6 protein-coding genes are annotated in these 12,503 nt (G+C 55.2%); all 6 read right to left on the bottom strand.

The features are described from left to right. Positions 1–966: 966 nt before the first annotated feature. A complete protein-coding gene (locus QMG46_RS09335) occupies positions 967–1,329 on the bottom strand; it encodes a DUF4279 domain-containing protein (protein ID WP_281852237.1) in 363 nt (120 codons plus the stop codon). A 50-nt stretch (positions 1,330–1,379) separates the two neighbouring features. Continuing rightward, on the bottom strand, positions 1,380–5,837 hold the full coding sequence (locus tag QMG46_RS09330) for an RHS repeat-associated core domain-containing protein (RefSeq protein WP_281852236.1): 4,458 nt from the start codon (positions 5,835–5,837) through the stop codon (positions 1,380–1,382). A 242-nt stretch (positions 5,838–6,079) separates the two neighbouring features. After that, complete coding sequence (locus tag QMG46_RS09325; protein WP_281852235.1) at positions 6,080–6,433, bottom strand: DUF6869 domain-containing protein; 354 nt, start codon at positions 6,431–6,433, stop codon at positions 6,080–6,082. Between the two features lie 12 nt (positions 6,434–6,445). Beyond that, positions 6,446–9,319: an RHS repeat-associated core domain-containing protein gene (locus QMG46_RS09320; RefSeq protein ID WP_281852234.1), complete on the bottom strand. Its 2,874-nt coding sequence runs from the start codon at positions 9,317–9,319 to the stop codon at positions 6,446–6,448. Beyond that, entirely contained in the window at positions 9,316–10,896 is a 1,581-nt protein-coding gene (locus QMG46_RS09315; RefSeq protein WP_281852233.1) for a DUF6531 domain-containing protein, read from the bottom strand. The genes QMG46_RS09320 and QMG46_RS09315 overlap by 4 nt, the downstream gene beginning before the upstream one ends. Further along, positions 10,893–12,497, bottom strand: a complete 1,605-nt coding sequence (locus QMG46_RS09310) for a DUF6531 domain-containing protein (RefSeq protein WP_281852232.1) — start codon at positions 12,495–12,497, stop codon at positions 10,893–10,895. The genes QMG46_RS09315 and QMG46_RS09310 overlap by 4 nt, the downstream gene beginning before the upstream one ends. Positions 12,498–12,503: the final 6 nt, after the last annotated feature.

Here is a 12,503-nt window from a genome sequence, read left to right as displayed (position 1 = left end):
TGAAGCTTCTCGCGATTCAGCGTCCACCCCGCCTTCACCCACGGCTAGTCGACAGTAGACGCAATTGGCAGCATCGGGGTCCAAGACACCCTTCGGCTTCGCCGGCCTCGTCGCATTCTTGGCCACCGTCCCCCGATAGCCTTGTAGAGGCATGACATCCACCCTTGGATTCTTTTTCATGCTACCCCCTGAGCCATTTCGCTAACGAGTCTACCCAAGAAATTTGCGACTAATACATGCCGGAAGCGCGAATCAGTATGAAATTCTCTGCACCAAGAGCTGAAACGGCCCGCTCCCACCCGAGTTCCCGAGATGTAGCCCCTATCGGATAGAGAAGCGGCATTTACTCAAGCTCCAAGAGAGCCTCCCAGTCAACACACACGGACACCTCTGCCCCTTTCCTAGGACTAATCAGAGCAAGTACCAGAGTGAAACAGGCCGTACCTACATCCGTGATACTGATCGCGTACGGATAGGCATCTCGTGCTTCAGCGACAATAGCGGGCGGCGCTGAAAAAACAGAAGCCCCTGATTCCTCGTACGGCACCACGCCTGAGACAAGATCACCCGGCTCACATATGGACGTTACCTGTAGATCCACAGAGCCCGACCTGGATTCGAGTCGATTCAACGCAGAGCTGGCATCCAACTTCTCTTTTCTAGATAACGCTCTAAGAATGTACCGACGCGCGTCCTGAGCCATAAGCTGATCCGGATCCAACTTCGTCAGCGACAGGAGCTTCCAGAGCGTATCTGTATCTGGATCTCTATTTAGCCACCAGTGAAACGCTCCGTTTCGATCGTGTTCCGAGCCGCGCTCGTGACCTGGTTCGTACAGACCAAACTGTCCTTCGAACAGCTCGTCTGGATACAAATTCCACGACAGCCACTCCATAGGAAAGCGCATCAATGTCAAGAATTCTGCTTTTGTCACCTGGGTGACCTCATACGAAAACTCATACTTTCCTAACCGTCGGACCAGTAGGTTTCCAACCTAAGCTCCACCCCAAAACTAGAAAGGTCACGCAGCAGGTCGGCAGAAAGAGTAAAACCTCCACCAAAGGAAGACTGAAACTGCCCACACCACCAATAGACATCGAATCTTTTGGCGTACGCAAGAATGCTTTCTCTCTTTTCAGTCAGCGCCTTCAATGCAGAAGACAATCCCTCTTCCAAGGACCACCATTCGTTGCGACCAAGCTTTTCATTCGAAATTGCGTACGCCCAAAGCCCATCAGTAAAGAAACCGACCTTTCCCTTAGGCTCCCCCGCGTACCTTGTCTGAGATGGAACCAAGCCGAGATCTGACGAGATCTGCTCAGGCTTCACACCCTCTCCCGATATACGAAAGTCTACGGTATAGATACGCTTAGCTGTGTTCATAGGACCTCAGAAGCCGCTAATGCTATTGCATATAAAACACGGGCAACCGCAGCAGTGGCAATGAGGCGCCTTGCTGCGGGAGCCACATCAGGGTGCCGCTCAGGTGAAGCATCAGGGTCCGGTACTTGGGGAACTTCAGGGACGACTTCCGGCTGCTGCTCAGTGGATGTCTCCGGACAAGTCTGAGGGTCACCCCAACAGCGCCCCTCGGTAGGAGAGCCCCGCTTTTTCCACTCATCATGCGCATCACCAAGTTCATCACGCGTAGCATCCGGATCACCACTTTGCTTCCAGCACTGGTGATACCAACGTTGAAACTCTCTATCCGTAAACTCCCACCAGCGATCTTTGGGTGCAAGCCCGAGTGGATCTGTGAACGCCATTGGCCGGCTTAAGGCGTATCCAAATGAACTAACTCCACCTGCCAACCCGATCGGATCGCTCTGCACATAGCGCCCGATCGCAGCCTCATAGCTACGATTGACGTTGTAATGCAACCCACTCTCTGCATCGAAGTACTGGCCTGGAAAGCGTAGGTTATAGACATAACTACCTATCGGCGATTGCTCGCCGAATGGATTGCTCTGATACGCCCACTGCCAAACCGTGTTACCTGCTGAGTCGCTGATAGCACGCGGCGTGCCCAGCCCATCCGCATGGACGTAGTTGATCGTACTCGTCGTTCCGCTATCCACCACTGCGACTGGCAGACCATCCAGCCAAATATAGTCACGATTAGTCGTACCGTACTCACCGGTCAACTGACTAGCCTCGTTATAGGTGAAGCGCTCATTGATGGTTTGTGGTGAGGTGACCGCCTTCGCCACCCGCTCACCCATCGCGTTGTAAACATACGTCGCCACCGTCTGCTGATTACGCTGCACCAGCGTCAATCGGTTGCGATCGTTGTAACCATAGCCCGACGTCTCGCCCGCATTGGCACCACCGATCGTATTGCCATTGAGGTCATAAGTGCGGGCAGCACTACCGATGCTCGTCAGCCAATGCGTGCCGCTCTGATAGCCGTACACACCCGTCGCCAAGCCACCCGCCTTGACCTTGCTTAAGCGATCGCCGGTCTTGCTATAGGTATAAGCCTCAATGGCATTGCCGTTGGCATCATTGACTCCTGCCAAGCGGTATAACGGGTCATATCCGTAAGTTTCAACCGCAGGATTGGCTCCAGATGTGTTTCCTAGCCCGATGATGTTACCCATCACGTCGCGGGCAAAGTGCAGGTTCAACGCCGGACTCGTCAGGTCTGTCAGCTGGTAGTTGGCATCGTAGCTACGGGTAATGATCTGGCCGTTGCCCAGCGTGTAGCTGCTGATCGGGCCGAACGGAAGGTAGCTAATCGCGCTGACCACCGTTTGACTCGCGCCGCCGCTGGGCGTCACCGCCACACCACTGACACGACCGGCACCGTCACGGCTGTACTGTGTGACCGTTTGACTGGGCGTGGTGATGCTGCTCAACCGGTCAGCACCGGTGTAACTGTAACTGGTGGTGTCGACCTGAGCTCCCTGCGCCTGGGTTTTCTTGGTGACGTTGCCATGGTTGTCGTAGCAGTAAGTGGTAGTCACCGCCGTTTCAACGATCCGAGTCAATCGCCCCATCGGGAACGAACCACTGCAGCCGGTAACACCGTCCGCCTCGTCATAGTGATAGGCAATGTTCTGGGAGCTGTCGGGGTAGCTGACCGTGACCGGGCGGTTGATCGCATCGTAGGTGGTCGTGCGAACAATGCCCTTGGCGTCGGTCTGCTGGATGCGGTTACCCGCGGCATCGACCTGGAAGCTGGTGGTGCCGGTATCGGGACTATGCAGCGCCCTGGGGTTACTGAGGCCGTCGTAGTCGTAGGTGGTGCTTAGGCCGCCGGGGTCGGTGACGCCTTCAAGGTTGTCGAGGACATCGTAAGCAAAGGTAGCCTGGGTGTTTTGAGTCGCCGAGTCGGTGCCGTTGTAATTATCCAGCGTGCTGACCAGACGATTGAGGGCGTCGTAACCCTGCTTGCGCTGAATGCCCAAGCCATCGGCCGTATGCACCAGGTTGCCGTTGGCGTCATAGCTGTCGGTATAGCTGGCATTGAAGACGGTATGGCTGAGGCCATCGGTGACACCGGTCAGCTGACCGAGCGTGTTGTAGCTGCGCGACAGCGTACGGCGCAGCGTGTTGCCGCTATCGTAGGTGTCTTCCTTGGTCTTGTTGCCGGCCGCATCCAGTGTGTAATGGATATGATTGCCGGCCGCATCGGTGATGTCGGTCAGGCGGTGGGCGGCATCGTAGGTGTAGCCGATGAACACGCCATCGGCGTCGGTGATCTTGATGACGTTGCCGACGGCATCGTAGTCGATGGTAGTCGTCGCACCACCGATCGCGCGTGTCTTGAGCCAACCGCGCGGGGTGTAGGTCAGATCGGTGATGACGTTGTTGCTGTCTTGCGAGCGAACCAGGCGGCCATTCTTATCGTAAGCCACCATGGTGGCGACATGACCAAGCGCATCGGTGACCTGATAGAGATCACCAGCACGATGGCACGCACCACCTACCGTGCCGCAACCGGATTCGTCGGGGGTCAGGTAGTAGCTGTAATGGGTGATGTCGGAGACATCGGTGCGTGGGCCGTCAACTGTAAGCAACAGGCCCACCAAAGGACACTGCGTGCCATCGACTGAGGTGCAATAGGTAAAGCTTGTCTGTTGCACGCCTGATGGTGCGTTAGGCGCACTACCACAAGCGTAGCTGCCCGCTCCCGAGACATGCGGATCGGACTGGCAACTAGCCAACGTCTGGCCTGTGGCGTTGTATTTCCAGGAGCCGGATTCGACCGTGTTGTTCGCATTGTCGAGGACTGCCCGGCTTAACGGAACGCGCAGCGTACTGTCCCAAGTGAAATTCATGGTCCGCTGACTGGCCTGGCCCTGAGCATCAACTTGCTGGCTTAGGAGACCCAAAGAGGTATAGGTCGTGGCAGTTACGTTTCCATCAAAGTCTGTGTATCCAGATGGGTTCCCGTTAGCGTCATACGTACGCGAATGCCATGATTGGCCGCACAGCGGGCCACAGTACTGATTGACAGTACCCACCTTATTCACACCCTGCGGCGCGGAAAAGCCCATAACAATCGTTACGCCCAACGGGAACTGCACCGACGAGGTACCGTTAGCGCTGTACGTTACCTGTGTGCTCTGGACTCCGCCCGATAGCGACGAGGATATAGCTCGACCAGCGGTGTCGTAAGAGGTCGTCTCGAAGCGCGCTCCAAACTCGTCGATGATGCCGGTGAGGGCACTGAAGAAGTTCTTTCCCGAGGTCAAACTGCTTTCGTTATAGACGTACTGACGTGTTTTTCCATCGGGGTATTGCACGGACGTCAGATTGCCACCATTGTCGTACGTATAGTTAAGAGTGCCGCCATCGGGCAAAGTCACTTGCTGAACGCTGTGATTGGCTGCATAAGTCAGCCCGAGCTGCCGCCCCGTTGGGTCCATGACTGTTATCAGAAGACCTGCCGATGGCGCGATCGTGGTAGGCGTAGAAGTTGTGCTGTACGAAAAGCTCAGTATCAGCCCCGACTCATTACTAATACTTTGGAGCAATCCTGTCGTTCCAAAAGTTTCATAGTGATGCAGTGCGGTCACAAATAATTTGTAAGCCGTTACGCTTCCTTGACTGTCGGTGACCTCGCTTAGAACATCAGTTACATCTGGATCAGTGTTCCAGGCACCTTTTAGTTTGGTGAAGACTTCCTGTTTGCCGTCTGGGCGGTACACCACGATAGACGTGGCGGGGCTCCCAGTAATGACTAATGATTGACTGAAGTTATGGCGCCAATGCGAACCGATGCTTGTGGCACCTACGGGTGCATTGCTGTTGTAGAACCGTCTAAAGACAAGCTTCCCCGCACCGAGGTAATCATCTTCTTGGAGATATGAGTTGCCATTGGAGGGATTTATGGGGTCACCGACCAACATGGAAGACCCAGAAGCGCTACTACTCCCGGAAGAGCGAGTCGCTCCATTGTCATTCTTCGCTACACCGTCATGGCAACCGCAGTCATTGTTGTTCCCGGCAGCTTTTCGCGCCACCTCATTGCCGGGAGCGGCATAGTCAAATTCGTCGCAGCTCGCTAGGAGCCCAAAACAACCGTAGTTGTCACATTCGCCCCTAAAGCAGTGGTGATAGTTGGCAAATATCCATCCCTGGCCGTTGGTGTTGGGGGATACATCCGTGCACGACCCGCCATCTAACGTCCATTGGTTTTGGCTATTCGAGTCGTACCAGCTCGTGGTGGCGCCTGCATTACAAGCCGCCATCGCAGCTGCACGTGTCGGAAACTCTTGATTCGCTGCGTTTGCTTGTGCGCAAACAGCAAACCAAACCAGAAGAAAGGAAAACGTTAGTGCGTAGCAGCGAAATGATAGTTTTGCCAGCCTCAATAAGAACGCTTTCATGCCGCCCCTCATTTGCCTTCCTTTGAAAATTCGCGCTACGGACAGAAGCTTGCACGACATTTAAATTCACTACTAATCAAGAAAGCTCTCGCCCCTCAACCTTGAGCCACCGGACTCTACCCCATCGCCAGAATAACAATAGGTAGATGCAAAGATGTAATCTAGGCTCCCTAAGAGCGAGCGCCCATTTCTTGGGTGTCCCATATCTTCTACCGCGAGGCCGATGCGCGGCATCACCTTATTCAGACCATACCTTGCAGCTGATGCCATACATCGTCCTGAATCGAATTTCTCCAAACACCGCCAAGCAGTATTTGGAAACGCTTATTCAAACGCGCCTCTTGACCAATCCATGGGATCACAACAGCGCCATGCATTGCTAACAATGACTCCAGTGGCCCCGCACCCAAATTGACCAGAACCCACTCATCATCAGTGATGTTGAGCACCTCGATAATAACTTTCCAGCAATCCTCCGGCTGCTCTATTGCTAGCATATTGACGTCAACACCATCGCCACCCAAATCATCCGGATAACCAGACAACTGTAGCGATATCCACTGTTTAGCAACGTTGTTTATTTCATCTTTCGTCATTGGAGATAGTCCTCAAGGCGCTGGTTGCGTGGGAACACCGCGTGCCGCCCAAGCCCACGCATCATCTGGATAATCATGACATCCCTTTGCATCTGCATCTTGCAACAATTTTCTTAGCGATCGCTGCCAGCCCGCAAGCTGCTGCTGGTGCCCGGCCCAAGACATGGTGCCAGTAGGACGGAGATTAAATAGATTGCCTGTCTTTGCGTCCCCACGGAGATCCCAGAATCTCTTCTTAACTACATTCAGAGCCTGCCGTATTTGCTGATATAGCTTCTCGCAATCGTTCCCACCCGGGCACTGATTGGCCGCTGGAGGATGAGGTTGGTCACAGGCGCTAGTTGGCGTCGGGTATAGATACAATGCCACCCCAATGGACACCCGTGCGCACATAGAGCCCAATGAGGGAAGTAGGTCCTCAAATGGAGCAGCATCATTCGCCGGCGGCCCATAGTTCGGAACTGGACCTGTAGATGGAGCTGGGGAAGGCGTAAATGGAGATGGAGATGGAGATGGTAACGCGCTTGGCATAAAGCCAAGGGCATCTGAATAGTTGAGTGCATCATTCCCTGTATACGCATAAGAGCCCATCCCGCCAGCCAATCCTATGGGATCACTCTCTATATACCTACCAGTGGTCGCCTCGTAATCGCGGTTGACGTTGTAATGCAGTCCACTCTCTGCATCAAAGTACTGCCCCGGGAACCGTAGGTTATAGCTATAGCTCCCGATCGGAGGCTGCTCCCCAAACGGATTACTCGTATATGTCCATTGCCAGATCGTGTTACCTACGGCATCGCTGATCGCTCGCGGCGTACCCAGCCCATCCGCATGCACATAGTTGATAGTGCTCGTTGGCACGTTGTCCACTACCGCGATAGGCAAACTGCTTAGCCAAATGTAGTCGCGATTGGTCGTTCCATACTCGCCGATCAACTGACTCGCTTCGTTATAGGCGAAGCGCTCATTGATGGTTTGCGGCGACGTGGCCGCTTTCGCCACTCGCTCACCCATCACGTTGTAAACGTATGTCGCTACCGTCTGCTGGTTGCGCTGTACCAGCGTCAAGCGATTGCGATCGTTGTAGCCATACCCAAGCGTCTCGCCGACGTTGGCACTACCGATCGTATTGCCGTTGAGGTCATACGTCCGCGCAGCACTGCCAATGCTGGTTAACCAGTGCGTGCCACTCTGGTAACCATAGATGCCGGTAGCCAAGCCACCCACCTTGATCTTGCTCAAGCGGTCACCTGTCTTGCCATAGGCATAGGCTTCGATGGCCGCGCCACTGGCATCGTTGACCGCCGTTAGCCGATACAGCGGGTCGTAGCTATACGACTCCATCGGGCCAGCACCACTGCTATTGGCGATGGCTGTGATATTGCCCATTGCATCCCGCGTGAAGTGCAGATTCAACGCCGGACTAGCCAGGTCCGTCAGCTGGTAATTGGTGTCATAGCTACGGGTAATCGTCTGGCCATTCCCCAACGTGTAGCCGCTGATCGGGCCAAACGGCAGATAGCTGACCGTACTGGCTACAGTCTGGCCTGCCGTATTCAGCGGCGTCACCGTGACGCCGCTGACACGACCCACGGCATCGCGGCTGTACTGCGTCACCGTCTGGCTCGGCGAGGTCAGACTGCTTAGGCGATTCGCCAGCGTATAGCCATAGCGGGTCACATCGATCTGACTGCCTTGCACCTGCCGCTTCTGAACCACGTTACCGCGTGCGTCATAGCAGTAGACCGTCGTCACCGCACTTTCGACGATACTGGTCAGGTGACCATGATAGGACGAGCTAGCGCACCCCGTGGCCCCATTCGGCTCATCGTAGTGATAGGCCGCATTGAGACTGCTGTCGCTGTAGCTCATCGCCAGAAGGCGATTGAGCGCATCGTAGCTGTAGGTGCGCGTGATGCCCTTGGCATCGGTGGAACTGATCAGGTTGCCGGCCGCGTCATAGGTGTATGCAGAACTTCCCGTATCTGGGCTATGCAGGCCGGTGCGGTTACCCAGGCCATCGTGGTCATAAACCGTCGCAAGACCGTCCGGATCACTAACCCCTTCAAGGTTGTCGCTGACGTCGTAAGCAAAGGTCGACTGCGTGTTCTGGGTCGCTGTGTCCGTACCGTTGTAGTTATCGATCGTGCTGGTCAGGCGGTTGAGCGCGTCATAGCCTTGCTTACGCTGGATACCCCGGGCATCGGCCGAATGTGTCGGGTGACCTTCGGCATCGTAGCCGTCAGGATAGTTATAGGTCAGCACGGTTCGATTGAGTGCATCGACCACCGTCAACAGCTGACTGAGCGTATTGAAGGTACGCGACACCGTGTACTTGAGCGTACCGGTGGTGTCGAAAATCTCTTCCTTGGTGCGGTTGTCCGCGGCATCCAACGTGTAATGGATACGATTGCCCAAGCCATCAGTGATATCCGTCAGGCGCCGAGCATCGTCATAGGTGTAGTTCATCACTACACCGTCGGCGTCCTGCGTCTGGGTGACATCGCCACTGGCGTTGTAGCTCAGCGTCGTCGTGGCAGGCGTCCCTGTGCTGTCGCGAGTGATCGTCTGCGGCCAGCCCTGCGCGGTATAACTGATCGTCGTAACGACCTGATTGATATCGACGATGCGACCGGGATGGCCGTACATGTCGTAAGTATCAAACGTCGTCACCCCGCCCAGCGCATCTGTCACTGTCGCCAGGTGGCCCTGGGTGTCGTACGTGTAGTGCGTAACGTCGTTTACATCCGTACGTGGGCCATCCAGGGTGTCGATCAGCCCTTGCGCGTTATAAGTGCGTGCCCACACCCGGTCCGATGTATCGGCATGCGCCAAGGCCGCTAACAGGGTCAGACTGATCAAACCCCAACGAAATCCAGTTTTCATGGAACGCTCCCCTGAGTAGCATGCGTGCTGGTCGACAGCAGGCGATTTTGTGTGTCGTAGGTATAGGTGGTGACGCGATCGGCAGTGGTCACCGTTTCAGGCAAGAAACTGGTGCCATGCCAGGTCGTGGTGGTCGTTCTCGCTTGCGCCGTACCTTGCGCCTCAACGCGCTGCGTTTCGCGACCGAGCGTGTCGTAGGTATAGGCCGTGATATGGCCGAGTGCATCCGTCTTGGTCGCGACCTGACCGATGGTGTTGTAGGTATAGCTGGAATTGCTCGCCGGGCAGCCAGCCGCTGGCTCGCCTTCGATCGACGTGATGTGCTTGATCCCCTGGATCACCTGATACCGATAGGTCACGGCATGACCCAAGGCGTTGGTCACCGTCGTCGAACCGTCATCGTTATAGGTCAGCGTGACTTTCTCGGCGCCATTCGCATGCTCGCTGGAGATCGCCCGACCTTGAGCGTCGTAGTGCCACGTCGCATAACGTACGCCGCGCTCATCTGTGATACCGGTCAGGGCCGCTGGATACGCAGTATCTTCGTACAGGTATTGGCGCGACCATTGCTTTGCACCTTGGCTATAGGTCGCACCGGTCAGGAGACGAAAACCGTTGAGGTCTGTGTATGCGTAGGACACCACCAACCCAGCCGAACTAAAACTGGCAGGCTGATTTGCCGGTCCTACGGCAAAGATCAATTGACCACCAAAAGCATCTGTCACTGTTACCGAGGTAATTCCGTACACCAGGCTCTGGGCGAGTCCGCTGGGAAACCTGATTCCGGTCAGTCTACCCTGGGCGTCGAATGTATATGTTGAATTCTCAGAATCAACATACGTCCACACCTGCCCGGCGGAAGATAGTCGACCTAGCTCAGTTGTCTCTGCAACGTAACTGGTTCCCGACAGCTTGAACTGCGATGCCCTTCCGTCATTTTTTGTCAAGTAAACGGTGCTGCTATCGGGAAAAGTTAGGCCGGTCGAATAATTGCTACGCCAAAGACCATCGACGCCATTGTAGTAGCGAGTAAAACTAACCGCACCGGCTTTCAGAGGAGCATAGTCCTCTTCCAGCTGAAACTTGTTTCCGGTAGCTGCGTTTACGGGATTGCCTTGCGCATTCGATGGGGCATTGCAAGTCATGGAGTCATCGGGAAATCCTTCCATCTTCCTAGGCACCAGCGAACCAGGATCTTCGCAGTTACCCAAGGCAGAGTTGTATATTTGCCCATCCGGACATGAGCCTCCATCCCGGATAATCTCCAAAAAAGCAAAACCACCATTTGGATACCATGGAGGAAACACCCCTCGGCATTCCGCACTACTTACCCCGGTTTTTACATATGTGACTGGCTGCCTTAAACCTGTGACGATAACTTGCCCCTGGGGAAGATACGCCATGCAGGCCGCCATAATGCTTGGGTAATCCGGACTCCAGATCGGGACATTGCCCGCTCCGTATCCCGTGACGTACTTCCAGCCGTAGCCTGTAGCATGAGCACCACCAGCCGCCCCCAATAAAGCAGCTGCCAACAGGGGCAAATTAATCAGACTCCAACGAAATCCAGTTTTCATGGAACGCTCCCCTGAGCAGCGTGCGTGCCGGTCGACAGCAGGCGATTTTGTGTGTCGTAGGTATAGGTGGTGACGCGATCGGCAGTGGTCACCGTTTCAGGCAAGAAACTGGTGCCATGCCACGTCGTGGTGGTCGTTCGCGCTTGCGCCGTACCTTGCGCCTCAACGCGCTGCGTTTCGCGACCGAGCGTGTCGTAGGTATAGGCTGTGATATGACCGAGTGCATCCGTCTTGGTCGCGATCTGACCGATGGTGTTGTAGGTATAGCTGGAATTGCTCGCCGGGCAGCCAGCCGCTGGCTCGCCTTCGATCGACGTGATGTGCTTGATGCCTTGGATCACCTGATACCGATAGGTCACGACGTGACCCAAGGCGTTGGTCACCGTCGTCGAACCGTCATCGTTATAGGTCAGCATGACTTTCTCGGCGCCGTTCGCGTGCTCGCTGGAGATCGCTCGGCCCTGCGCGTCATAGTGCCACGTGGCGTAGCGCACGCCACGCTCGTCGATGATGCCCGTTAACCAAGAAGCATTTGTGCCGTCTTCGTATAAATACTTGCGTACGACGGATTTACCCGGCCAAGTGTACGTGACGCTTATAAGATGGGCTGACCACTCGTATTGATAGGTGACGAGCAGATTTCCAGCGGAAAGCTTGATTAGTCGGCCAAAATTGTCGACGGAGTACGTTAGAGAGTTACCTGAGGCGTCCGAAATCGTGGTTGCCGTATTACCCGTAGAATCCATCGCTCCGTAAGCGACCGTTTGAGACAAGCCTTCCGCGCTCGTCCACTTTACAAGCCGACCGCGAGTATCAAAGGACAGCTGCTCGTTATTTAACGAGATATAGAGCCAGCCGCTTGCCAGCTTACTCAGGCTCCCCAGCTCGGTTGCTTCCGGCTTCAACGCACCCGATATCGACGAAAAGACAGACTGTCTACCATCGGAAAACGTTAAAGCAGCTCCAAGCGCACCGGCGTCAACATGAGCTGAGTAGCTTGTAGACCACAATCCGGTTTCACCGTTGTAGTAGCGGGTAAACCGCAGCGGAAATGCTCCCGGCCCGACGTAATCGGCCTCATCTTCAAACTTGTTGCCCGTAGCCGAATTGACAGGGTTTCCCTCGCAGGTGGTCGGCCCGCCAAGCGGATCCCTCGGGAGACCAAGCTGCTTCCGCGGTAAAAAATCGGTAGCATTTTCACATTGACCGAGTGCGACGTTATAGACATCGCCAGCGGGGCAACCGTCTCCGTATCTAGGTATAGGGTACGGCCCTCCCGCGTTGTTTGTAGAGCTTCCCTGTGAATAGCCCACTAACTCGCACATAAAATGCGCTTCGTTGTTCGGCGCATATGCGGGATCCGGATAGGGCGGCTTGTAGGGCCGCGTCAGCTCGACGTAGGCAGTTATATTTTTGTTGTTTGCCACAAAATTGGCGTAGCTAGCCTGACAGGCCGCCTCGGCTGAGGGCAGCGGCCCAGGGTCAGTTTGTCCAGGCCAAACTTGTGCCTTCCAGTAATAGTCTGTGGCGTGGCAGCAAAAGGACGCAAAAGCTAAGAACGACGACACGAAAAATTTAAGTCGATCGAATCCAACAACCATGACTTG

It is taken from the genome of Dyella sp. GSA-30 (assembly GCF_027924605.1).
GTDB lineage: Bacteria > Pseudomonadota > Gammaproteobacteria > Xanthomonadales > Rhodanobacteraceae > GSA-30.
The sequence above is the reverse complement of the archived record's forward strand: the minus strand, read 5'-3'. Positions and strand labels throughout refer to the sequence as shown.

Coding starts and splice junctions, on each gene's coding strand:
- QMG46_RS09330 (WP_281852236.1), bottom strand. CDS start 5,837: ATGAAAGCGTTCTTATTGAGGCTGGCAAAACTATCATTTCGCTGCTAC.
- QMG46_RS09325 (WP_281852235.1), bottom strand. CDS start 6,433: ATGACGAAAGATGAAATAAACAACGTTGCTAAACAGTGGATATCGCTA.
- QMG46_RS09320 (WP_281852234.1), bottom strand. CDS start 9,319: ATGAAAACTGGATTTCGTTGGGGTTTGATCAGTCTGACCCTGTTAGCG.
- QMG46_RS09315 (WP_281852233.1), bottom strand. CDS start 10,896: ATGAAAACTGGATTTCGTTGGAGTCTGATTAATTTGCCCCTGTTGGCA.
- QMG46_RS09310 (WP_281852232.1), bottom strand. CDS start 12,497: ATGGTTGTTGGATTCGATCGACTTAAATTTTTCGTGTCGTCGTTCTTA.